The sequence below is a fragment of the Microbacterium sp. ProA8 genome (assembly GCF_039905635.1).
Classification (GTDB): domain Bacteria; phylum Actinomycetota; class Actinomycetes; order Actinomycetales; family Microbacteriaceae; genus Microbacterium; species Microbacterium chionoecetis.
Genome location: NZ_CP157000.1, coordinates 3703630 through 3726633, shown reverse-complemented (window position 1 = coordinate 3726633; position 23004 = coordinate 3703630). Strand labels below are relative to the sequence as shown.

Here is a 23004-nt window from a genome sequence, read left to right as displayed (position 1 = left end):
CGAGTGCTCAGCTCGCGACGCGGGTGCGGAGGTGGGGCGAGACGGATGCCGCGAACCCGGCGGCCGCGCGCTGCACCGCGACGAGCGGGGCGGTGGCCCAGATCTCCTCGTTGAAGATCTCGACCTCGATGTCGCGGTCGTAGCCCGTCGCCTCGACGGCGGCGGTCAGCGAGCCGAAGTCGATGACGCCGTCGCCCGGGTAGTGCCGGCTGAGCAGCACGTCCGCGGCGAGCGGGGTCTTCCAGTCGCACACCTGGTACGTCGCGATGCGGCCCTCGCGGCCCGCGCGCTCGATCGAGGCGAGGACGTCGGGGTCCCACCAGATGTGGAAGGTGTCGACGGTGGCCCCGACGACGGCCGGGTCGAAGTCTGCGGCGATGTCGAGCGCCTGCCCGAGGGTGGAGACGACGCAGCGGTCGGAGGCGTACATCGGATGCAGCGGCTCGATGGCGAGCGTCACACCGGCGGCCGCGGCATCCGGAGCCAGCTCGCCGATCGCGTCGCGCACCCGCTCACGGGCGCCGACCAGGTCGCGAGACCCCTCGGGGAGGCCGCCCGCGACGAGCACGAGGATCGCGGTCGACCCCTCGGCGCCCGCAGCGGCGAGGGTCGCCGCCTCTTCGATCGCGACGCGGTTGTCGTCGATCGACGCGCGGCGCGCCGGGCCCTCGGGCATCGTGAAGAAGCCGGATCGGCAGTGCGTCGTGAAGCGCAGGCCCGAGTCGGCGAGCATCTTCGCGGCGGTCGCGAGGCCGACCTCCTGCACGGGCTCGCGCCAGAGGCCGATCGCCTCGACGCCCGCCTCGGCCGTCACGCGCAGTGCGGTGGCGAGATCGGCGTGTTTGATCGTGGCCTGGTTGATCGACAGGCGCGGGTCGACAGCAGTCATCGTGCGTTCCCTTCTGCCATGTCCCGATTTCGCTCGCTCATGGCGCCGCGCACCGACCGAAATCGGGACACGAGGGGGAGATTTCGGGACACGGATGCCTCGGCGGCGGTCATGCGATCACTCCGGGGACGTCGATGCCGTTGTGGCGCAGCATGCCGTGCCAGCGGATCATCGCGAGCTCCGGCCGCTCGAGCGCGAGCGAGGAGTTCGCCAGCTCGACGATGCGCGACAGGTGGGGGAGACTCCGTGCCGAGTGCAGCCCGCCCACCATCTGGAACGCCGGCTGGTGGCCGTTGAGCCAGGAGAGGAACGCGACACCGGTCTTGTAGTAGAACGTCGGCGCGGCGAAGACCTGGCGGCTCAGCTCCTCGGTCGGCTCGAGGATCTCGAGGTACCGTGCCGGGTCGCCGGCGTCGAGCGCCTGGATGGCCGCCGAGGCGACCGGCGTGATCGCGGCGAACGCGCCGAGCAGCGCGTCGGAGTGCTGGCGGGTGCTGTCCGCGTCGCGCTCCGGCTGCCGGGCATCGGGGACGTCGGCCCCGCCGATCAGTCCGACGTAGTTGAAGTCGTCGCCGGTGAACATGCGCACGCCCTCGGGAAGGCGCTCGCGCACCGACACCTCGGATGCGGCATCCAGCAGGCTCATCTTGACGCCCGCGACCTTGTCGACGTTCTCCTGGATGACCTCGAGCAGCACCGCCGAGGCCTCGCGCCAGTCGGGCGAGCCGAAGTACCCCTCGAGCACCGGGTCGAACGCGGTGCCGAGCCAGTGCAGCACGACGGGGGTCGTCGCCGAGCCGAGCACCTCGCGGTACACCCGGCGGTAGTCGTCGGCGGACTCGGCGGCCCGGGCGAGGTGACGCGAGGCCATCAGCACGGGGCCTGCGCCCTGCTCCTCGGTGAAGTGGAGCTGCTGCTTGTAGGCGTCGATGACCTCGTCGACCGAGATGCGCTCGGCGTCGACGTGGTCGGTGTTGACGCCGACGACGACCGAGCCGCCCTCCTCGCGGGCGACCTGCGCCGATCGGGCGATGAGCTCGCGCGTCGCGGCCGCATCCAGGCCCATGTTGCGCTGCGCCGTGTCCATGGCGTCGGCGACGCCGAGACCCCAGGAGTACACCGCGCGACGGAAGTCGAGCGTGGCATCCCAATCGACCTCGGCGGGCCGGCCGGGGGTGTTGTCGGCCCAGGTCTGCGGCACGACGTGTGCGGCGGCGTAGGCGACCCGGCTGCGCAGAGGGCTGGTGGGCTTGGTGTAGCCCGGCGACTCGTTCAGCTCGACCGCGGAGAGCGCCCCGGCGTCGGAGAGCAGGGTGAGTTTCGGCATCCGCCAGTTCCGTTCTGTCAGCAGGTCGGTCAGTCGAGCGACAGGGTCGGCAGCTCGACCTTGCGGCCCTCGCGGCTCGACTGCAGGCCGGCCTCGGCGAGCAGCACGCCGCGCGCGCCCGAGAGGAGGTCGAACTCGTAGTCGGTGCCCTCGACGTACGAGACGAGGAACTCCTCCCACTGCTGGCGGAAGCCGTTCTGGAACACGTCGTTCGTCGGAACCTCGGCCCAGTCGGCGTCGTAGTCGTGGTCGTCGGCGAGGTCGGGATTCCACACCGGCTTCGGGGTGGCGTTGCGGTGCTGGATCTTCGCACCGAACAGGCCCACCACGGCCGAGCCGTGCGTGCCGTCGACGTGGAACTCGACGAGCTCGTCGCGGTTCACGCGCACGGTCCACGACGAGTTGATCTGCGCCACGATGTCGCCCTCGAGCTCGAAGATGCCATAGGCGGCGTCCTCGGCGGTGGCGGTGTAGTGCTCGCCCTTCTCGTCCCAGCGGTCGGCGATGTGCACGGCGGCCTGGGCGTAGACGGACTTGACCTCGCCGAACAGGTTCTCGAGCACGTAGTTCCAGTGCGGGAACATGTCCACGATGATGCCGCCGCCGTCCTCGGCCCGGTAGTTCCAGCTGGGGCGCTGCGCGGGCTGCCAGTCGCCCTCGAACACCCAGTAGCCGAACTCGCCGCGCACCGAGAGGATGCGGCCGAAGAAGCCGGAGTCGATGAGGCGCTTGAGCTTCTGCAGGCCCGGCAGGTAGAGCTTGTCGTGCACGACGCCGGTCTTGACGCCCGCCTCCTGCGCGAGCTTCGCGAGCTCGAGCGCCTCGTCGACGGTCTCGGCCGTGGGCTTCTCGGTGTAGATGGTCTTGCCGGCGGCGATCGCCTTGCGCAGCGCAGACGCACGCGCCTTCGTGACGAGGAAGTCGGCGTAGATCTCCCAGCGCGGGTCGGCGAGGGCGGCGTCGAGGTCGGTCGTGTAGTCCTCGATGCCGTGCTTGGCGGCGAGGTCGGCGAGCTTGGCCTCGCTGCGGCCGACGAGCAGCGGCTTGACGGTCACCTTGGTGCCGTCGGGCAGCTCGATCCCGCCCTGGTCGCGGATCGCGAGGATCGAGCGCACCAGGTGCTGGCGGTAGCCCATGCGGCCCGAGACGCCGTTCATGATGATGCCGATCTCGCGCACCTGCGGACGAGCGGATGCCTCGGCCGAGGCCGGAGCGAGTGTCGTGTCGGTCATGGGGTCCTGCTTTCTGCTCTGAAGGCTGTGGGGTACCCGCCACCACGGATTGCGGGGTGGGTAAACGCTTTCCAATAGTGTGACACGCGATCGGGCGTCATGCAAGCGCCTCGCTCCAGCGGGCCCGCTGGTCGATCTCTGCGGCGTCCACTGCGCACAGGCCGTCGCCCGATGCCACGAGGCGGGTGGCGGCGTCGGCGGGCAGGTGCACGCTGCTGTCGCGGCGGAGCGGCAGCACGTGCAGCTCCACGCGCGTCGAGCGGGAGGCGCCGATGTCGCGCAGGTTCGCCACGAGCTCGGAGCCGTCCCAGAACCGGTCGGTGGCCGTCACCCCGTCGACGCGCAGCTGCGCGATGTCGCCGGCCCAGCGGATCCGCAGCACCGCGTCTTCGTCGACCCACTCGGGGATGTCCAGGCGGTACACCGCCGCGTGCGCCTCGAGCACCGCGTCATCCGGCGCCGACGGCCGGCCATCGCGTGACCCGTAGCGGCCGGACGGCATCGAGGGCTCTCGGACCGCCTCGACCGCAACGCTCTCCACGACGGCGGCGCCGCCGTCCTGCTCCCACGCGAGTTCGCGCCAGGCGCCTCCGGTGTACTCCCGCAGGTCGGGTGCCGGCCCGCCGGCCCGCACCGACACGCTGCCGGCGGCGTCCCAGATCAGCTCGTCCGACCCGACGAACAGCCGCCGTCCGCCGGCTGCCGCGTCGACCACCCAGACCCGCGCGGCATCCGCGGCGGGGAGGACCAGCACATCCAGCGCGGCACCATGGGGTTCCTCGATGCGCAGCGGCGACGGCCCGGGTGTCACACGGTGGGCGAGGCCGTCATGCGCGATCTCGACCGGGATTCCGGCGTCTTCCATCAGGACGAGGGTCGGAACGGATCCGGATGCCGGGGTCCCGGGCAGCACGGTGACCGCCGACGCCGTCGCCCACTCGACCCTGACGCTGCCCACCTCGAGACCGAGCGGCCACCGGGCGAGCGTGCCCGGTGGGATGTCGGCGGGCGTGCTCGGCAGCGTGACGACACCGTCCGGCGTCTCGATCCGGAACTGCGCGGCGCGGCAGGTCGACAGCGGCACGTGCGGCTGATGCCAACCGATGAACACGAAGCCCGCGCCGTCCTCGGCACGGACGGCCCACCGCAGCGTCTCGGCATCCTCGACGCCGGACGGGCGCTCCGCGGGAAGGTGCGCCGGCATCGGAGCGAGGCGTTCCCCGAACGCCTCGATGAACGCATGCTGCAGCCGCAGTGCGGCGTGGCTCGGGGCGGTGCGGCCGGCCTCGCCGATCGGCGCGTGGAAGTCGTAGCTCAGCCGCGTCATGTCGTTGGGGTACCCCGTGGCCTGGGTCTCCTCGAGTCCCGGCCCGGGGTTCGTGCCGCCGGCGTACATGTAGAAGCCCTGCCACGCGGATCCGCTGCCCAGCTTGGCGTGCGCGACGGCGGCGATGTCGAGGGCGTCGGGACGCGGCCGGCGGTGGTACGCCGTCGCCATGCCGCCGCCGAGCTCGCACGTGGCTGCCGGGAACCACGGCGACAGCTCGGCGGCGCCGCCGGTCGCCTCGGCGCCGCGGACGTCGGCGCCGATGCCGGGGTCGTCCCACGTGTCGGAGAAGAAGTAGTGCGCCCGGAAAGTCGGATCCCACGGCTCGCCGGGGTCGACCCAGAATCCGTCGCCGTAGCCGCCCCACAGCGGCAGCACCTCGGGATCGGGAAGATCGGCGCCGCCCCACGCGGTCGCCGTCCACAGCGGGGCCGACAGGCCTGCCTCACGGGCGAGCCGCTTGAGGGTGACGAGATGGCCCGGCTGGTCGTACAGCTCGTTCTCGAGCTGGATCGCGAGCACCGTGTCGGGGCGGCAGCGCCCGTCGAGGGCGCGGGCGATGCGCCCGAACCACTCCCGCACGAGATCGAGGTACGCCGGGTCGTCGGTGCGGTGCTGCACCGGCGCCTGCTGCACCCAGTCGGGGAATCCGCCGTTGCGCATCTCGCCGTGCACCCACGGGCCGATGCGCAGCACGATCTCGAGCCCTTCGGCGCGCACGGCATCGACGAACGCCGCGAGATCGAACCGTCCGTCGAAGCGCACCTCGCCCCGGACCGGTTCGTGATGGAGCCACGGCACGTACGTCGACACGACGGAGATGCCGCCGGACCGCATGAGCCGCAGCCGCGACGTCCATCGCTCGCGCGGAACCCGCGTGTAGTGCAGTTCGCCCGACACCGGCAGCCACGGGCGCCCGTCCCGCATGAGCGCGCGGCTGGTCAGCGCAAGCCCGGGTCGGGGGTCCTCGGTGTTCGCCATGCGCGGGCGCCGCTCGGCGCGAGCGACGCCGGTCGCGTCGAGCCGCAGCGGTGCGGGGAGCGCGATGTGTCCGGACATCGCCGGTGCACCGGGAGCGCTGGTCATGCGAGCCGCACCGCCGCCCACGACACGGCGGGCAGGTACACCGAGAGCGATTCGCCGTCGACGGATGCCTCGGCGCCGCGCACGCCGACACGCTCCGGATCGTCGAGGGTGTTGGCCGCGTACACGTCGTCCTCGTGCAGCAGGTGCGACTCGACGACGGCGACGTCACGCCCGAGGTCCCGCACCAGCGGAGCGAGGTCGACACGTAGGTCCGCGGCATCCGTCGTCGAACGGTTCACCACGAAGAGCGACACGCCGTCGTCGTCGATGGTCGCGACGGCGTTCAGGGTGGCCACCTCGCCGAGCTTCTCGCTCGCGAACGTGCTCGAGGCGACCGGCACGCGCAGCGCGCGCCCCTGTGCGAGGCGCGACGTGATCGAGAAGGGGAAGAACGTCGTCTGACGCCACGCGGGTCCGCCCGGCTCCGTCATGATCGGCGCGATCACGTTGACGAGCTGGGCCAGCGACGCCGAGCGCACGCGGTCGGCGTGCTGCAGCAGCGTGATCATGAGGTCGCCGAAGACGACGGCGTCGAGCGCGCTGTACCGGTCCTCCAGCAGGCGCGGTGCGACCGGCCAGCCCTTCTCCTCGGGCTTGTCGTTCTGGCCGCCCTCGTCGTCGTGCAGGTACCAGATGTTCCACTCGTCGAACGAGATCATGATGCGCTTCTCGCTCTTCTTCGTGGCGGCGACCGTGTCGGCGATCGCGACCACCGCCTCGATGAACTTGGCCATGTCGACGCCCGACGCGAGGAACTCCTGCGCGTCGCCGTCGTGCTCCTGGTAATAGGAGTGGCACGAGATGAAGTCGACGTCGTCGAAGGTGTGCTCGAGCACGGTGCGCTCCCACGAGCCGAAGGTGGGCATCGCCCGCGCCGACGAGCCGCACACGACGAGCTCGACGGCGGGGTCGAGCATCCGCATGCCCTTCGCCGTCTGCGACGCCAGCTTGCCGTAGTCATCGGCGTTGCGGTGACCGAGCTGCCACGGTCCGTCCATCTCGTTCCCCAGGCACCACATCTTCACGCCGAACGGCGTCTCGCGTCCGTTCGCCGCACGCCGGTCGGTCCACGCGGTCTGCGCGTCGGCGTTGGCGTACTCGAGCAGGTCGAGCGCCTCCTGCGTTCCCCGCGTGCCGAGGTTCACGGCGAGCATCAGGTCGCTCCCGACCCGGTCGAGCCACGCCTGGAACTCGTGGAGCCCGACCTCGTTCGTCTCGGTCGAGTGCCACGCGAGGTCCAGCCGGCGCGGGCGCTCGGCCTTCGGCCCGATGCCGTCCTCCCAGCGGTAGCCCGAGACGAAGTTGCCGCCGGGGTAGCGGATGGTCGAGACGCCGAGCTCCTTCACGAGGTCGATCACGTCGGTGCGGAAGCCCTCGTCGTCGGCCGACGGATGCCCGGGCTCGAAGATGCCGTCGTAGATGTGACGGCCGAGATGCTCGACGAACCCGCCGAACAGGCGGCGGTCGATGCCGGCGATCTCGTAGTGCGGGTCGAGGCGGGCGGAGGCGTCGGTCACAGGGATCCTCTCGGGATGGTGGGAGACACGGATGCCGCGGCACGAGGCCGTGCCGCGGCATCCGTCGTCGCTTGCGGAGCGATCAGCGCTGGGCTCAGGCTCAGCCGAGGATGGCGTCGGCCTCGGCGAAGAACTGGGTCACGGCGTCGTCGACCGAGAGGGCGCCCAGGCCGATCGACTTGCCGAGGTCCCAGAAGGTCTGCTCGAGCGAGCCGTAGCCGACGACCGGGACCGGCGGGGCGTCGCCGATGCGGTCGGCCGCCGACTCGATGTAGTCGGCCACCTGCTTGTCGGGGCCTTCCAGCGTCGCGCCCTCGAGCTTCGACGACGAGGCCGGGAACCCGAGGGTGGTGCCGAAGATCTCGCCGGCCTCGGGGCTGTTCACGACGAAGTCGAGGAACAGGGCGGCGGCCTCGGGGTGCTCGGTGTTCTTCGCGATCGCGACCTGGAGGCCGGCCTGGCGGTAGAGGTCCTTCGCGCCCTCCTTCGCGGTGGGAGGAGCGACGATCGAGATCGACGATGAGCCCGAGTCGGCGAGGTAGCCGCCCAGGAAGTTGCTCCAGCTCATCTCGCTCGCGGTGATCGCGGCGCCGAACCCCGACTTGGGCGAGAGCTCCTCGAGCTTCTGCTGCGGCACGGTGACGCCGTCGCGGATCTCGGCGCCGGACTCCCAGAACTCGCGGAGGTCGTCCTCGGTGAAGCCGAGCTCGCCCTCATCGGTGTAGAGGTTGCCGCCGTCGGCGCGGAGCACCAGTTCGAACACCTGGATGCGCTGGGTGTAGTCGGTGCCGCCGTACACGGTGCCGCCGGTGGCGTCGGTGACCGAGGCCATCCACTCGTCGAAGTCGGCGAAGCTCGTGCCGGCTTCGGGCGCCTCGACACCCGCCTGGGCGACGAGGTCGTCGTTGACGAAGTTCGCCCACAGGCTGTAGCCGGTGGGGAGCGAGTACTGCACGCCGTCGAGCGCGCCGGTGCCGAGGAGCGACTCCTCGAACGTGGTCGTGTCGATGTAGTCCGACACCTCGGCGAGGTCGAGCAGGTTGCCCGACTCGCCGTACTGGCGCAGGTAGCTGTCGGAGAACTGGAAGACGTCGGGGAGCCCGCCGCCCGCAGCTTCGGTCTGCCGCTTCTCCCAGAAGCTCGGGAAGTCGGTGAACGAGGTGTTGATCGTGATGTTCGGGTACTCCTCGTTGAACGCCGCGATCAGGTCGTCGTAACGGGTCGCGCGGTCGTCGTTGCCCCAGAACGCGAAGTCGAGCGTGACCTCCTTGTCGGGGTCGAACGCGGCGGTGTCGTCGGACGACGCGCCGCCGGCGCAGCCGGCGAGGACGAGCGCGGCGCTCGCGGTCAGGGCGGCTGCGGCGAGCAGACGGGGTGCGGGCATGGATGTCTCCAGTCTCGAAGGGCAGTGGGGGAGGTCAGAAGCTCGGCACGGACTCGCGCGCCGAAGGTTCGACGGCGGGTGTGGCGAGGCGGGATGGGACGGCGGGTGCGATCAGGAACGCGACGCCCTGTGCGTCGAGCGCCACGCGCTCGACGGCGCGGCCGGTCTCGGCATCCGTGCACGCGATCGCGATCTCGACGTGGGCGTCACCGTGGTTGATGAGCGTGACGAGGTCGCCGCGGCGAGCGGCCTCGACGCCGGCGGGCAGGCCCTCGACGACGGGCCGGACACCGGATGCCTCGACCACGGCAGCGACGACGGCGTCGAGCGCGTCCGAACCCCGCGCGGCGGCCGAAGGCGTGCTGCCGACGGGCTGGGTCGCGACGTACCAGGCCTCACCGGCGCCGAACCGGTGGCGCGTCAGTGCCGGCGCGCCGGCCTGCAGCCCCGAGTCGAACGCGGCCACGACCGAGGCGTCGGTCGCGTGCACGGACTCCGCGACGAGTCGGCCGGACTGCGCCGTGCCCCCGAGCCGGAACGTCGCCTCAGCACCGGCGACGGCACGGGCAGGGCCCGATACGGCAGCGGTCTCGGCCTGGAGGGCGCCCACGCCGCTCGCGCTCGCCGCAGCGCCGGCGAGCGCGCCGAAGTCCTCGAAGCGCAGACCCAGCACGGGGCCGAGCTGGGTCAGGAACCCGCCGTCGCGGAACTGGTCGTGGGCGTCGACGATGTCGGTGAAGGGTCCGGTGAGCAGCGTGCCGCCGTCCTCGACGAACCGGGTCAGCGCCGCGGCGCCCTCATCGCGCAGCAGGTAGAGGGCCGGTGCGACGACCAGGTCGTAGGCGCGGTCGACCTCTTCGGGACCTACGATGTCGACCTGGATGTTGCGTGCGTGGAACGCGCCGTACCACTCCAGGATCAGCGCGAGGTAGTCGATCTGCGTCGGGTGGTCGCGCTCCTCGACCGCCCACCAGTTCTCCCAGTCGAACACCAGGGCGACCTGCGCGTCGCGGCCCGGTGCCGGAAGCTCGGGGAGAGCACCCAGGCGCGCGCCGAGGTCGGTGACCGCGTTCCACGTCCGGGTCTCGGTGCCCGCATGCGGAAGCATCGCCGAGTGGAACTTCTCGCTCCCCGCGCGGGACTGCCGCCACTGGAAGAACATGATGCCGTCGGCGCCCCGCGCCACGGACTGCGCGGTCTCGGCCATCAGCGCCCCCGGCTGCTTGCCGGCGTTCGCGGGACGCCAGTTGACGGCATCCGTCGCCTGCTCCCAGAGCTGCCACGGCACGCCGGGCTTGAGCGAGCGGATCAGATCCCGCTGGAACGCGGCGTCGCGCACCCGATGCGGGTTCGCCGGATCGGGGTAGCAGTCGTCGGCGATGACGTCCATGTGCGGCGCCCACTTGCGGTAGTCGGCGGGCTTGAACGGACCCATGAAGTTCGTCGTGATCGGCTGCGTCGCGCCGGCCGCCAGGAGGATCTCGCGCTCCATCAGGTAGCACTCGAGCAGCATGTCGCTCGTGAAGCGGCGCCAGTCGAGCATCGACGACGGGTTGTGGCTGTACGGGGCGAGGCGCGGCGGGAAGATCTCGTCGAAGCCGCCGTAGCGCTGCGACCAGAAGCTCGTGCCCCACGCGTCGTTCAGCGCGTCGATCGTGGCGTACCGCTTCACGAGCCATCCGCGGTACGCGTCGCGCGCGGCATCCGAGAAGTCCATCCAGAGGTGGCAGCCGAACTCGTTGCCGACGTGCCACATCACCACGGCGGGGTGGTGCACGTAGCGCTCGGCGAGCCGGCGCACCAGCTCGCCGGCCAGGCGCCGGTAGGTCGGCGACGACGGCGCGAAGTGCTGGCGGCTGCCGGGCCAGTAGGAGGCGCCCGACTCGTCGGCGGGGAGTGTCTCGGGGTACGTCGCACTCACCCACGGCGGGGGAGAGGCCGTCGCGGTCGCGAGGTTGACGGAGATGCCGCCCGCGTGCAGCTTGCCGATGACGGTGTCGAGCCAGGCGAAGTCCCACACGTCCTCGGACGGCTGGATGCGAGACCAGGCGAAGATGCCGAGGCTCACGATGTTGACGCCGGCCTCCTGCATGAGGCGGACGTCCTCGTCCCACACCTCCTCCGGCCACTGGTCGGGGTTGTAGTCGGCGCCGTACAGCACGTCGAGCTCCTTCTTCTGGCTTGGGGGAGAGGGGGAGAGGTGGGCGTGGATCAGCGGCGGCCGCGCCGGGCGGGGACCGCCATCACGGCGAAGGCCGCGCAGCCCAGTCCCGCGACGACGAGCGGGGCGAGCATCCAGGTCATGACGACGACCAGCACCGCCGCGGCCGCGAGATACGCGGCGCCGATCGGGTCGCGCGCGATCGACGACGGGATGCCGCGGACCGCCGGTCGCCAGCCGCGTTCGGGGGTCCAGGCTCCCGCTGCCAGCAGCACCGCGACCGCCGCGATCAGCAGTCCGGCCCAGCCGATCACGGCGATGAGGGGGCCGCCGGGGAGTGCGCCGGAGTTCGCGAGGTCGATGTCGAGCAGCAGCAGCACGGCGAGCGCCACGGCGACGATCCCCACCACGACCCCGCCGGGCAGCGCCCTGCGCCAGTCCTGCCAGAACGTGCGGACGTGCGACTGCTCCGCGCCGGCATAGCGACGCAGATGACGGATGCCGGCGGCCAGTGCCGCGGGCAGGGTCACGACGAGCAGACCAGCGACCGTGACGAGCAGGCCGGTGAGCAGCACCTCGCCGAACAGCGCGAACGCCCCTTTCGCACCCGGGTAGCGGACCGGGTCGCGCTCTTCGAGCGTGGGCCCGCTGCCGGATGCGTCGGCCCGGCGTGCGGCGCGGAGTGTCTTGCGGTCCATGAGCTGCGGCATCCCTTCTCGTGCGTGGTGCGTGGTGCGTGGTGCTTGGGGGTCGTGCGAGGCCCGGCTCAGCCCTTGAGGCCCTGCGTGGCGACGCCGTCGACGAGGAAGCGCTGGAACACGAGGAAGAAGAGCAGGATCGGGATGAGGGCGATGAAGGAGGCGGTGACGGTGGCGCCGTAGTCGCTGACCGAGGTCTGGTCGTTGTAGAGGCGCAGCGCGACCGGGAGCGGGTAGTTCTCGGGGCTGGTGAGGTACAGCAGCGGTCCGAGGAAGTCGTTCCAGGCCCAGATGAACGCGAAGATCGAGCAGGTGATCAGGGCGGGCTTGATCAGCGGCAGGATGATCGACCAGAAGATGCGCACGTGGCCGGCACCGTCGATGCGGGCGGCCTCGTCCATGTCGCGGGGCATCTGGCGGATGAACTGCACGAGCAGGAAGACGAAGAACGCCTCGGTGGCGAGGAACTTCGGCAGCAGCAGCGGCCAGAACGTGTCGACCATGTCGAGATTGTTGAAGATGATGTACTGCGGGATGATCACGACGTGGAACGGCAGCAGCAGCGTGCCGATCATGGCGGCGAACAGGATGCTGAGGCCCTTGAACTGGATGCGGGCGAACGCGTAGGCGGCCAGCGATGACGACAGCAGCACGCCGATGACGGAGCCCGCGGCGATGATGAACGAGTTCAGGAAGAACCGCCACATCGGGACACCGGCGATGCCCTCGAACACCTTCGTGTAGTTGTCGAGGGTGGGCGCGTTGGGGAGCAGGCCCATGTTGGAGCCGAACTCGCTGTTGGGCTTGAACGTGGAGAACAGCAGCCAGACCAGCGGGTAGAGCACGACCGCGGTGATCGTGATGAGCACGACGAACCAGATCACGGTCTGCCACGTCTTGCGCTTGACCCTGCGGCGCGGAGCCTGCGGGGTGGTCGAGGTCTTCGGGTCGGGGTCGACCTGGTTCTCGGTGAGGACGAGGGCGTTCTCGCCGAACGAGGATGTGGTGCTCATCGGTTGTCTCCGGCGTAGTGGACCCAGCTGCGCTGGGTGCGGAAGAGGATGAAGGCGATGATCGCGACGACGATCAGCAGCACCCAGGCGATGGCTGCGGCGTAGCCCATCTGGCCGTCGCTGAAACCGCGCTTGTACAGGTACAGGGTGATGAAGTTCGTCATCCCGGCCGGGCCGCCGGTGCCGTTGGAGATGATGTACGCGGCGGTGAAGACCTGGAACGCGCCGATCAGGCCGAGCAGCAGGTTGAAGAAGATCACCGGGCTGAGCATCGGCAGGGTGACGGCGCGGAACCGGTGCCAGGCACCGGCGCCGTCCATCTCGGCGGCTTCGTACAGTTCCCTCGGGATCTGCTTGAGGCCGGCGAGGAAGATGACCATCGTGGCGCCGAACATCCACACCGCGAGCAGGATCATCATCGGCAGCACCAGGGCGGGGTTTCCGACCCAGCCGCCCAGATCGATGCCGATCGCGGAGAGGCCGTCGTCGACCGGCCCGTCGGACGCGAACATCGCCCGCCACACGATCGCCACGCTCACCGATCCGCCGATCAGCGAGGGAGCGTAGAACGCCGAGCGGAAGAATCCGCCGCCGTGGCTGCGGTAGTTCAGCAGCATCGCCACACCGAGCGCGGCGCCGAGCATGATCGGGGTGCCGACGAGCACGTAGATCAGCGTGATCTGCGCGGACTGCATGAAGGCCGGATCCGTGGTGAACATCCGGACGTAGTTGTCCAGGCCGATCCACTTCGGCGGCGAGAAGATGTTGTAGCTCGTGAACGACAGGTACAGCGAGTACGCCATCGGGATCAGCGTGAGCCCGAAGAATCCCACCAGCCACGGGATCAGGAACCCGTACCCGACGAGGGTCTCCTTCACGGCACGCTGCCGCTGACCGCCGCGGTTCACCTGCTCCGGCCGGGATTTCCGGAACAGGGACCGGCGCGATGACTTCTCACCGGTCACGATGACTCTGGTCGCTGTGGTGCTCACGAGACTCTCCGATACAGATTCATGGAGTGGTGTTCCGGGCCCGGGCGCATCGTACGCCCGGACCCGGAAGGGTGTCACTGGTTGAGGACGACGTCCATCTCGGCGAAGAACTGCGAGACCGCGTCATCCACCGTGACCGTGCCGAAGTTGAGCTCGGTGCCCAGCTGGCGGAACTTCTCCTCCAGGGTGCCGTAGCCGACGATCGGCACCGGCGGGGCGTCGCCCAGGCGGTCGGCGATCGAGGCCTCGTACTCCTTGACCTGCTCGCTCAGCGGGTCGAGCTGGGCGGCCTCGAGGGCGGTCTCCGAGGCCGGCAGGCCGCGGTTGGTGCCGAAGATCTCGCCAGACTCGGGGGAGTTCACGAGGAAGTTGACGAGCGTCGCCGCCGCCTCCGGGTGCTCGGTGCCGGCCGAGATGGTGTGGAGCATCGAGGGCTTCAGGTAGAGGTCCTTCGCGCCTTCCTCCGTCACCGGGGGAGCGATCAGGCCGAGCTCGGTGTAGCCCTCGCCGAGGCCGGCGAGGTAGCCGGCGCCGAAGTTGTCCCACGTCAGCTCGCTGGCCGTCAGCGCGCTGTCGAAGGCGCCCTTCGGAAGGACCTCCTCGACACGCTGCTGCGGGATGCCGATGCCGTCGCGGACGTCCTGACCGGACTCCCAGAACTCCGTGAGGCGCTCCTCGTCGAAGCCCGGCGTGCCGTCCTCGTTGAAGAGGTTCTCACCCTCGGAGCGCAGCTGCAGCTCGAAGTTCTGGATGCGGCCGGTGAAGTCGCCGCCACCCCAGAACTCGCCGCCGCCGCCGTCGGTGACCTCGCCCATCCACTCGGCGTAGTCCTCCCAGCTTCCGCCTTCGAACTCTTCGACGCCGGCCTGCTCGAGGAGGACCGGGTTCGTGAAGAGGCCCCACGCGTTGGTGGAGGTGGTGATGCCGTACGTCGTGTCGTTGACGACGCCGATGTCGAGGATGTTCTCCGGCAGCGGGTCGGTCTCGATGATGTTCCCGAGGTAGGGGTCGAGGTCGAGCAGCAGGTTGTTCTCGGAGTACTGACGCAGGTACGAGTAGTCGAACTGCATCACGTCGGGGAGGTTCCCGCCGGCAGCCTCGGTCTGCCGCTTCTCCCAGAACTCGGGGAAGGTCAGGAACGTGGCGTTGACCGTGATGTTGGGGTATTCCTCGTTGAACGCGTCGATCGCCTGGTTGTAGAGGTCGGCGCGCACGTCGTTGCCCCAGAACGCGAGGTCGAGGGTGACCTCCTCGTTCGGGTCGAACGTGGGGGCTGCGTCGGGAGTCTCTTCGCTGCCGCCGGCGCAGCCGGCCAGCACCAGGGCGGCGCCGGCCGCGATCGCGGCTACGGCGAGTGCCCGCTTCTTGCTGAACATCCTTGTCCTCCTTGTGAACGTCTGCGTTCGCTGTCCGCGGGAGACGTTCGTCGTCTGTGTGTGCGGTGTCGGCGCATCCGGGTGCAGAACGTGCGGTGCTGGAAAGCGCTTGCCCGCTACGGTACCCCGTCTAAAAACGTTTCGCAAGCGATCGTCTCGAGAAATTAGAACGATTCAGTAACGGCGAACTCGGCCCGTGCTCGCGGGGGCCGTGCACGGTCCCAGTCGCTGACCAGGCATCCGGCTGCGCCATCGGAGCGGACGGGGGTGTCCGCCCCGAAACGTTTCTGAGATTTGCATGAGACGTTTCACTCTCTGAGGCGCATCGAGTTGACTCCGCTCGCGGCGGAGGTTTACGGTACTCGTGGCTCGGCCCCGGAAAACGTATTCCAGGTCGGCGCCCTCGCCCACAACGATGGAGATGTGATGACGGAGTCTGCGTCTGCCATGCCGACGTGGGCCGTGCGTGCCCACGCCGTCTTCGACTGGGTGTGGTGGATGGCGTACGTCAACGCCCTGTGGTGGGTGTTCGCCTTCGCCGGAGGAATCGTGTTCGGCATCGTGCCGGCGAGCACCGCCGCCGCGCACCTCACACGGCGCCGCCTGCGCGGCGAGGTGTTCCCGGTGGCGCGGACCTTCGCCGCCGCATGGCGTCGCGACCTGCGGAAGTCGAACGTCGCGCTCGGTGCCGGATTCCTCGTGACCGGGATGCTGGCGGTCGGCGTCGCCGGGCAGTTCGCCGCCGGGGCCCTCGGCTCGGTGCTCGGTGTCACGACCGTCGTCGCCCTGGCCGCCGCCTTCCTGATCACCGCCGTCGCCGTCCCGCTCTACGTCCACTACGAACTTCCGCTCGGCGCCTACCTCTTCACCGCGAGCCGCTGGGCCGTGCGCAACATCCTCCACGTGGTGCTGGTGCTGCTGGGCGCCGTCGCGATCGCGGGCGTCGGCAGCATCCTTCCCGGCGTCGTCCCCTTCCTGACCGTGGGCGGGTGGCTGACCCTGAGCACGGTCCTGTGCATCTCGTTCTTCACCGCCAACGATCGCGCCGTCGCCGACCGCGCCGCCGCGGCATCCCCCTCTTCCTGATCCTCTCCGTCCCCCTCCCCCAGAGAAATGCCCCACCCCGAACGAAGGAGTTCCGAATGAACCACAGCAAGCCACTCGTCGGCGTCGGCCTCGCCGTCGTCGCCGCCCTCGCCCTCACGGGGTGCTCCGGAAGCAGCACGGGCGACGATGAGGCGACCGGCGCGGATGCCGCGAAGCTCGAGAGCCTGTCGATCATGGCGCCGTTCCTCAGCACCAACGCCCCCGAGGAGGACAACGAGATCGAGACGGCCCTCGAAGATGTCATCGGCGTCGATCTGGACATGACGTGGGTGCCGAACGCCTCCTACGGCGACAAGGTCAACATCACGCTCGCCGGTGACGATCTTCCCCAGGTCATGGTGATCCAGGGCAAGGACCCCGGTTTCGTGCGCAACGCCGAGGCCGGCGCGTTCTGGGATCTCACCGAGTATCTGGACGACTACGAGAACCTCGAGACCACCTTCCCCGAGGTGCAGCGGGCGTCGAGCGTCAACGGCAAGGTCTACGGCGTCTTCCGCGCCCGCGACGTCATGCGCGAGGCCGTCATCATCCGCAAGGACTGGCTCGAGAACGTGGGACTCGAGCTGCCCGAGACGACCGAGGACCTCTACGAGATCGCGAAGGCCTTCACCGAGGACGATCCCGACGGCAACGGCGCGGACGACACCTACGGTCTCATCATCCCGAAGTGGCCCGGCACCATCGGCACGAACAGCCCGTGGGACGCGATCGAGACCTGGTACGGCGCCGGTACCCGCTGGACCGAGCGCGACGACGAGCTCGTGCCGAACTTCACGACCGACGAGTGGCTCGAAGCCGTGCAGTTCGAGCGGCAGCTCGTCGAGGAGGGTGTCGTGAACCCCGACTACGCCACGTTCGACTCGGCGAAATGGAACGAGCCGTTCCTCACCGGCAAGGGGGGCATCATCATCGACGTCCACTCACGCGTCGGACAGCTGATCAGCCTCGTCAAGCAGTCGGATCCCGAGAACTTCGAGAACTTCGTCGACGTCACGGGCAACCTGACCGGCCCCGACGGCGAGCTGTACGCGCTGCCCACCTCCGGCTACAGCGGCTTCCTCGCGGTCCCCAAGGCGCAGGTGCGCACCGAGGCGGAGCTGCGCGGCGTGCTCGAGGTGCTGAACGAGCTCAACTCGGCAGAGGCGGGACCCATCCTCAACAACGGCATCGAAGACCTCACCTACACCCTCGACGGCGATCTGGCCGTGGCGGTGGACGACGCACCGCAGGCGCTGAAGGACACCGTCGGCGCCTACGCCCAGCTCGGCATGAACGTCAACGGCTTCCAGGGGTATCTGCCCAAGCAGCCGTCGGACTACGAGCAGGAGATGTACGACAAGCGCAAGCAGATCGAGGCGTCCGACCTCGAATCGGCCCAGTTCGACCCGGCAGCGCCGTACGTGTCGCCGACGTACGTGTCGAAGGGCGCGCAGCTGGACACCATCGTCGCCGATGCGCGCATCCAGTACATCGCCGGTCAGATCGACCTCGACGGGCTCGAGGACGCCATCGCGCTGTGGCGCTCCAGCGGCGGCGACGACATCATCGCCGAGATCAACGAGCTGGCCGACGCCGACTCCTGATCGCCGGGCCGGGGATGACGGGCGCCGGCGCGCCCGTCATCCCCGGCACTGACCGAGAGGCTCCCCATGGCAATGCTCGACACCGCCGTCACGGCGACCGAGACGCTGACCGTTCAGAAGCAGAGCCGGCGCCGTCGCGGCGTGCGCGTCCAATTCACGCAGTTCAAGTGGCTCTACCTGCTGCTCGTCCCCGGCATCGTCTACTTCCTGCTGTTCCGGTACTGGCCGATGTACGGCGCGATCATCGCCTTCAAGGACTACGTCCCGTTCCTCGGCATCGCCGACAGCCCCTGGGTCGGATTCGCGCACTTCGAGGACTTCTTCGCGAGCCCCGACTTCCCCCGTCTGCTCGGGAACACGATCATCCTCGCCCTGCTGTCGCTGCTGATCGCGTTCCCGCTGACGATCATCGTGGCGCTGCTGCTCAACGAGATGCGCGTGACGATTCTCAAGCGCACCACGCAGACGCTCATCTACGTGCCGCACTTCCTGTCGTGGACCGTGGTGGCGTCGTTGACCTACCTGCTGTTCGCGCTCGACATCGGCCCGCTGTTCCAGCTGGTGAACGGGGTTCTCGGCACCGACATCAACTTTCTGGCCGATCCGGCGTGGTTCCGGCCGATCATCGTCCTGCAGGACATCTGGAAGAACACCGGGTGGGGGACCATCATCTTCCTGGCCGCACTCGCGGGTGTCGACCAGGCGCAGTACGAGGCCGCGATCATCGACGGCGCGGGCCGCTTCCAGCGGGTATGGCACATCACGATCCCGTCGATCATGCCCACGATCATCGTCATGCTCGTGCTGCAGATGGGCCAGATCCTCAACACCGGGTTCGAGCAGATCTACCTCATGACCAACTCGCTCAACCGTTCGGTGGCCGACGTCTTCGACACCTACGTCTACTTCATGGGCATCACGCAGGGCTCCTACAGCTACAGCACTGCGGTGGGCCTGTTCAAGGCGGTCGTCGGCGTGGTGCTCATCTTCGGCGCGAACTGGGTCGCCAAGCGCTTCAACCAGGTAGGGATCTTCTGATGGCTCGCGAGAAGTACCGGTTCAACACTCCCGCCGGTCGCGTGTTCGACGTCTTCAACGCCGTGCTCCTCATCGCGATCGGCATCGTCGCGCTCGTGCCGTTCATCTACGTCCTCGCAGGGTCGTTCGCGACGGAGGCCGAACTGGCGACGCGCTCCTTCTTCCTGTGGCCGGAGACCTTCTCGCTCGACGCGTACGAGGCGATCTTCACGAGCCCCGCCTTCATCCGGGCACTCATCACGACGATCGCCGTGACGGCGGTCGGCACGCTGGTGCAGCTGATGCTGACCGCGACCATGGCGTACCCCTTGAGCAAGGCGAACCTGCCGGGCGGGCGCCTGATCCTGTCACTGATCGTCTTCACGATGGTGTTCGGGGGCGGGATGATCCCGACTTTCCTGGTGGTGAAGGACCTCGGTCTGCTCAACAACTACTGGGCGCTGATCCTCCCGATGGCGATCAACCCGTTCAGCCTCATCATCATCAAGAACTTCTTCCAGCAGCTTCCCGCCGAGCTGGAGGAGTCCGCCAAGATCGACGGCGCGAACGAGCTGCAGACTTTGTGGAACATCGTGCTGCCGCTGTCGAAGCCGGTCCTCGCGACGTTCGCGCTGTTCTACGCCGTGGGGATCTGGAACGACTTCATGTCGCCGCTGCTGTACCTCAACGACAACTCGATGTGGACGCTGCAGATGTTCCTGCGCCAGGTGACCGTCGCGACCGACCTGTCGGTGGTGGAGCAGGATCCGACGCAGCTGCCGCCCGCGCAGGGCATCAAGTTCGCGGTCATCATCGTCGCGACGCTGCCGATCGTGCTCTTCTACCCGTTCCTGCAGAAGCACTTCGCGAAGGGGATGCTCATCGGATCGGTGAAGGGATGACGCTGCTCTACCGCAATCCGCTCGCCGCGGCATCCGATCTGCAGGGATGGATCGCTGAGGGACCGGTCGCCGTCCGCGCGGACGACGGCGCGGTCGGCCTGTCGAGCTCGGGAGGCTTCGACGACCACTGGACGCTGTGGTGCCCGGAGGTGTTCGGCGACCGGATCCGCATCACGTGGGAGTTCTCGCCCCGTGAGGAGCCGGGGCTCGCGATGCTGTTCTTCGGCGCGGCGGCGATCGACGGCGGCGGCATCTTCGACGAAGGCGTCGCCGCGCGCTCTGGTGCATACCCGCAGTACCACTCGAGCGACCTGCGGACGCTGCACGTGTCGTACTTCCGGCGCCGCTGGGAGAACGAGCGAGCCTTCCACACGTGCAACCTGCGGAAATCGCCCGGGTTCCACCTGGTGTGCCAGGGCGCCGACCCGCTGCCGCCCGTGGTCGACGCGCGTGACGCGTTCTACCGCATCGAGGTCGTCAAAGACGCCGCGAGCGTCGCGTTCTCGATCGACGGCCTCCCGCTCTTCTCCTGGACCGACGACGAGTCGACCGGTCCGCGCATCCGCGGGGGGCGTATCGGCTTCCGCCAGATGTCTCCCCTCGTCGCCCACTACCGCAACCTGGAGGTCCACTCACTGTGACCGGCTCCGCTGTCCGTGTCCCCCTTCGCTGGCTCGACGACGCGCCGCCCGACCGGCTCTCGGGCGGTGCGACCTGGGGGGTGCCGCTGCCTCGAGGCGCGGTCGCCTCGGTCACGGAGCTGAGGCTGCGCGAGATCGCGGGGCCCTCGGCGGGCTCCGGGTCCGATGCAGGGGCCGAGGCGTCGGTGGGCGCCGAGGTGGCTTCGCAGTTCTGGCCCCTCGCGACGTGGCCTGACGGCTCGGTCAAGTGGGCCGGCGTGGCGATCGGCGCCCTGGACGCGCCGGTCGACTACGAGGTCGTGTCGGGGATCGCGGCTTCCGTGTCGGACGGCGAGGGGGCGAGCGGGCAGGAATCGGCCGCGCCCCGCGTCACGGTCCGCCACGACGAGGACGAAGTCGTCGTGGCCAACGGGACGCTCGAGATCGCCTTCGCGCTGCCCGCGCACGGCCCCGTCGACACGATCGCGCGCCGGCTCGTGCGCGACGGTCGCACGGTCTCGGAGGACGTCCGCCTCGTGAGCCTGCTGCAGGACGAGGTGCGCGAAGACGGCGGGTCCGGCCCGCGGCGCGCCTTCCGCTCGCGGGTCACGGCGGTCGAGGTCGAGCAGGACGGCCCCGTGCGCGCCGTGGTGCGGGTGGAGGGAGTGCACCAGGAGGAGCAGGCCGACAGGGCCTGGCTGCCGTTCACCGTCCGCTTCGTGGTCATGGCGGGAGCGGCCGAGGTGCGCCTGGTCCACAGCGTCGTGTGGAACGGCGACGCCGAACACGACTTCCTCGCCGGGCTCGGCGTACGCGCGGACGTTCCACTGCGGGCGGCGCTGCACGATCGTCATGTGCGGCTCGCCGGTGCGGACGGCGGCTTCTTCGCCGAGGCCGTCCGCGGCCTCACCGGCCTTCGCCGCGATCCGGGTGCCGAGGTGCGCGCCGCACAGGTCCGGGGTGAGGCCACCCCGCCGCTCGCGCAGTGGAACCCGCAGGTGTCCGAGCGTCTCGAGCTCATCCCGGCGTGGGGCGATCTGACCCTCACCCAGCTCAGCGCCGACGGGTTCGGCATCCGCAAGCGCACCGCGCCGGGGCACGCGTGGATCGACGCCGGCGCCGGCACCCGCGCGGAGGGCTACGTCGCGATCAGCGACCCCACGGGCGGGTTCGGGATCGGCATCCGCTCGTTCTGGCAGTCGCATCCCGGCCAGCTCGACCTCCGGCGCGCGACCGGGGACCGCGCCGAGCTCACGGCCTGGCTGTATGCGCCGGAGGCGCAGCCGATGGACGTGCGGTTCTACCACGACGGGCTCGGACAGGACGACTTCGCCACCCAGCTCGAAGGGCTCGAGGTCACGTATGAGGACTACGAGCCGGGCTTCGGCGATGCCCACGGCGTGGCCCGCACCCACGAGCTGACGCTCTTCGCGTACGCGGCGACGCCCGCGATCGAGGACGTCGCGGCAGCCGTCGCGGCGGTGCAGCGCCCGCCGCTGCTCCAGCCCACGCCCGCCCACTTGCACGCGGTCGGCGTCTTCGGGGACTGGGCACCGGTCGATCGCTCGACAAGTGCGCGCGCCGAGATCGAGGACAGCATCGACTTCCTCCTCGAGTTCTATCTCGGTCAGATCGACCAGCGTCGCTGGTACGGCTTCTGGAACTTCGGCGACGTGATGCATGCCTACGACCTGGACCGGCATGTGTGGCGCTACGACGTCGGCGGCTACGCGTGGGACAACAGCGAGCTGTCTCCCGACCTCTGGCTCTGGTACTCCTACCTGCGCACCGGACGCGCCGACGTGTTCCGCCTCGCGGAGGCGATGACACGGCATACCGGCGAGGTCGACGTCTATCACCTCGGCCGCTGGCAGGGCCTCGGCTCGCGCCACAACGTGCAGCACTGGGGCTGCAGCGCGAAGCAGCTGCGCATCTCGAGCCCGATCTATCGGCGCATCTTCTACTTCCTCACCGCCGACGAGCGGGTCGGCGACCTGCTCACCGAGCTGCGCGACAGCGACGAGCGCTTCGTCGACACCGACCCCACGCGCAAGGTGCGCACCGATGCGGCGACCTATCGCCCCGATCGCGGCGCGCTCGCCGTCGGGCTCGGCACCGACTGGGGAGCGCTCGCCGCGACGTGGCTCGCAGACTGGGAGCGCACCGGTGACGAACGCTCGCGCGACCGGCTGCTGGGCACGATGGCCGACATCGGCTCGCTGCCGAAGGGCTTCCTCACCGGCGAAGCGCTGTACGACATCGAGACCGGTCGCTTCGACACGTCACGCGACCGCGTCGCAGTGTCGCACCTGAGCGCCGTGTTCGGCCTCGTCGAGGTGTGCAGCGAGCTCATCGACCTGGTCGACGTCCCGGGATTCCGCGAGGCGTGGCTCGAGTACTGCCGTCTCTACCTCGCCTCGCCCGAGGAGCAGGTGGCGGCCGTCGGCGAGCGGCTCACCGGCATCCATCTCGAGCAGGCGCACAGCCGTCTGACGGCCTACGCCGCGGCGAGCACGGGCGACGAGAAGATGGCGGATGCCGCCTGGCAGGCGTTCGAGGGCATCGGGGAGTGGCTGGTGCACCGGCGCGATTTCGTGCTCAGCCGCATCGACGGTCCTGCGGTGCTGAACCCCGTGGACGAAGCGCCGAGCGTCGGCACGAACGACGTGGCGCAGTACGGCCTCGCCGCGATCCAGAACCTCGCCCTGATCGGCGACCGCCTGCCCGGGCGCTCGTAGCGCATCCCCGGGTGCGGGCGGCGGATCCGCCCACG

17 protein-coding genes are annotated in these 23004 nt (G+C 69.6%); 6 read left to right on the top strand and 11 right to left on the bottom strand.

The window, feature by feature from the left end; translation table 11 throughout:
- Window positions 1-7: 7 nt before the first annotated feature.
- The 11 genes from ABG085_RS16745 to ABG085_RS16695 all read right to left on the bottom strand — a co-directional run bounded on the left by ABG085_RS16745 (window position 8) and on the right by ABG085_RS16695 (window position 15002).
- The gene (locus ABG085_RS16745) at window positions 8-889 is read right to left on the bottom strand and encodes a sugar phosphate isomerase/epimerase family protein (protein ID WP_347976878.1); all 882 of its coding nucleotides are present in this window, start codon (window positions 887-889) and stop codon (window positions 8-10) included.
- Between the two features lie 109 nt (window positions 890-998).
- The gene (locus ABG085_RS16740) at window positions 999-2216 is read right to left on the bottom strand and encodes a dihydrodipicolinate synthase family protein (RefSeq protein WP_347976877.1); all 1218 of its coding nucleotides are present in this window, start codon (window positions 2214-2216) and stop codon (window positions 999-1001) included.
- A 29-nt stretch (window positions 2217-2245) separates the two neighbouring features.
- Complete coding sequence (locus ABG085_RS16735) at window positions 2246-3448, bottom strand: Gfo/Idh/MocA family oxidoreductase (RefSeq protein WP_347976876.1); 1203 nt, start codon at window positions 3446-3448, stop codon at window positions 2246-2248.
- A gap of 97 nt (window positions 3449-3545) precedes the next feature.
- On the bottom strand, window positions 3546-5861 hold the full coding sequence (locus ABG085_RS16730; RefSeq protein WP_347976875.1) for a beta-galactosidase: 2316 nt from the start codon (window positions 5859-5861) through the stop codon (window positions 3546-3548).
- Window positions 5858-7378 (bottom strand): alpha-N-arabinofuranosidase, encoded by a 1521-nt coding sequence (locus ABG085_RS16725; protein ID WP_347976874.1) that lies wholly within the window; start codon window positions 7376-7378, stop codon window positions 5858-5860. Before ABG085_RS16725 ends, ABG085_RS16730 begins: the two co-directional genes overlap by 4 nt.
- Before the next feature lie 100 nt (window positions 7379-7478).
- Entirely contained in the window at window positions 7479-8762 is a 1284-nt protein-coding gene (locus tag ABG085_RS16720) for an extracellular solute-binding protein (RefSeq protein WP_347976873.1), read from the bottom strand.
- 34 nt (window positions 8763-8796) lie between these two features.
- Window positions 8797-10923: a beta-galactosidase gene (locus ABG085_RS16715; RefSeq protein ID WP_347976872.1), complete on the bottom strand. Its 2127-nt coding sequence runs from the start codon at window positions 10921-10923 to the stop codon at window positions 8797-8799.
- 50 nt (window positions 10924-10973) lie between these two features.
- Window positions 10974-11633, bottom strand: a complete 660-nt coding sequence (locus ABG085_RS16710) for a DUF624 domain-containing protein (RefSeq protein ID WP_347976871.1) — start codon at window positions 11631-11633, stop codon at window positions 10974-10976.
- A 56-nt stretch (window positions 11634-11689) separates the two neighbouring features.
- A complete protein-coding gene (locus tag ABG085_RS16705; RefSeq protein WP_347976870.1) occupies window positions 11690-12634 on the bottom strand; it encodes a carbohydrate ABC transporter permease in 945 nt (314 codons plus the stop codon).
- Window positions 12631-13626 carry a sugar ABC transporter permease gene (locus ABG085_RS16700; RefSeq protein ID WP_347976869.1) on the bottom strand — a complete coding sequence of 332 codons (996 nt, stop codon included), beginning with the start codon at window positions 13624-13626 and terminating at the stop codon, window positions 12631-12633. The genes ABG085_RS16705 and ABG085_RS16700 overlap by 4 nt, the downstream gene beginning before the upstream one ends.
- A gap of 74 nt (window positions 13627-13700) precedes the next feature.
- Window positions 13701-15002: an extracellular solute-binding protein gene (locus ABG085_RS16695; RefSeq protein WP_347976868.1), complete on the bottom strand. Its 1302-nt coding sequence runs from the start codon at window positions 15000-15002 to the stop codon at window positions 13701-13703.
- Window positions 15003-15449: 447 nt separating this feature from the next.
- Between ABG085_RS16695 and ABG085_RS16690 the strand changes: the two genes are divergently transcribed.
- From ABG085_RS16690 to ABG085_RS16665, 6 genes are all read left to right on the top strand, one after another.
- Complete coding sequence (locus ABG085_RS16690) at window positions 15450-16088, top strand: DUF624 domain-containing protein (protein WP_347976867.1); 639 nt, start codon at window positions 15450-15452, stop codon at window positions 16086-16088.
- A 56-nt stretch (window positions 16089-16144) separates the two neighbouring features.
- Window positions 16145-17692: an extracellular solute-binding protein gene (locus ABG085_RS16685; RefSeq protein WP_347976866.1), complete on the top strand. Its 1548-nt coding sequence runs from the start codon at window positions 16145-16147 to the stop codon at window positions 17690-17692.
- Between the two features lie 66 nt (window positions 17693-17758).
- The gene (locus ABG085_RS16680; protein WP_347976865.1) at window positions 17759-18730 is read left to right on the top strand and encodes an ABC transporter permease subunit; all 972 of its coding nucleotides are present in this window, start codon (window positions 17759-17761) and stop codon (window positions 18728-18730) included.
- Window positions 18730-19611: a carbohydrate ABC transporter permease gene (locus tag ABG085_RS16675; RefSeq protein ID WP_347976864.1), complete on the top strand. Its 882-nt coding sequence runs from the start codon at window positions 18730-18732 to the stop codon at window positions 19609-19611. The genes ABG085_RS16680 and ABG085_RS16675 overlap by 1 nt, the downstream gene beginning before the upstream one ends.
- On the top strand, window positions 19608-20252 hold the full coding sequence (locus ABG085_RS16670; RefSeq protein WP_347976863.1) for a DUF1961 family protein: 645 nt from the start codon (window positions 19608-19610) through the stop codon (window positions 20250-20252). Before ABG085_RS16675 ends, ABG085_RS16670 begins: the two co-directional genes overlap by 4 nt.
- Complete coding sequence (locus ABG085_RS16665; RefSeq protein ID WP_347976862.1) at window positions 20249-22969, top strand: Tat pathway signal sequence domain protein; 2721 nt, start codon at window positions 20249-20251, stop codon at window positions 22967-22969. The genes ABG085_RS16670 and ABG085_RS16665 overlap by 4 nt, the downstream gene beginning before the upstream one ends.
- Window positions 22970-23004: the final 35 nt, after the last annotated feature.

Excerpts from the sequence above, each read along its gene's own strand:
- ABG085_RS16740 (WP_347976877.1), bottom strand. The coding sequence starts at position 2,216 with ATGCCGAAACTCACCCTGCTCTCCGACGCCGGGGCGCTCTCCGCGGTC.
- ABG085_RS16675 (WP_347976864.1), top strand. The coding sequence starts at position 18,730 with ATGGCTCGCGAGAAGTACCGGTTCAACACTCCCGCCGGTCGCGTGTTC.
- ABG085_RS16690 (WP_347976867.1), top strand. The coding sequence starts at position 15,450 with ATGCCGACGTGGGCCGTGCGTGCCCACGCCGTCTTCGACTGGGTGTGG.
- ABG085_RS16680 (WP_347976865.1), top strand. The coding sequence starts at position 17,759 with ATGGCAATGCTCGACACCGCCGTCACGGCGACCGAGACGCTGACCGTT.
- ABG085_RS16695 (WP_347976868.1), bottom strand. The coding sequence starts at position 15,002 with ATGTTCAGCAAGAAGCGGGCACTCGCCGTAGCCGCGATCGCGGCCGGC.
- ABG085_RS16720 (WP_347976873.1), bottom strand. The coding sequence starts at position 8,762 with ATGCCCGCACCCCGTCTGCTCGCCGCAGCCGCCCTGACCGCGAGCGCC.
- ABG085_RS16705 (WP_347976870.1), bottom strand. The coding sequence starts at position 12,634 with ATGAGCACCACATCCTCGTTCGGCGAGAACGCCCTCGTCCTCACCGAG.
- ABG085_RS16710 (WP_347976871.1), bottom strand. The coding sequence starts at position 11,633 with ATGCCGCAGCTCATGGACCGCAAGACACTCCGCGCCGCACGCCGGGCC.
- ABG085_RS16735 (WP_347976876.1), bottom strand. The coding sequence starts at position 3,448 with ATGACCGACACGACACTCGCTCCGGCCTCGGCCGAGGCATCCGCTCGT.
- ABG085_RS16730 (WP_347976875.1), bottom strand. The coding sequence starts at position 5,861 with ATGACCAGCGCTCCCGGTGCACCGGCGATGTCCGGACACATCGCGCTC.
- ABG085_RS16745 (WP_347976878.1), bottom strand. The coding sequence starts at position 889 with ATGACTGCTGTCGACCCGCGCCTGTCGATCAACCAGGCCACGATCAAA.
- ABG085_RS16670 (WP_347976863.1), top strand. The coding sequence starts at position 19,608 with ATGACGCTGCTCTACCGCAATCCGCTCGCCGCGGCATCCGATCTGCAG.
- ABG085_RS16685 (WP_347976866.1), top strand. The coding sequence starts at position 16,145 with ATGAACCACAGCAAGCCACTCGTCGGCGTCGGCCTCGCCGTCGTCGCC.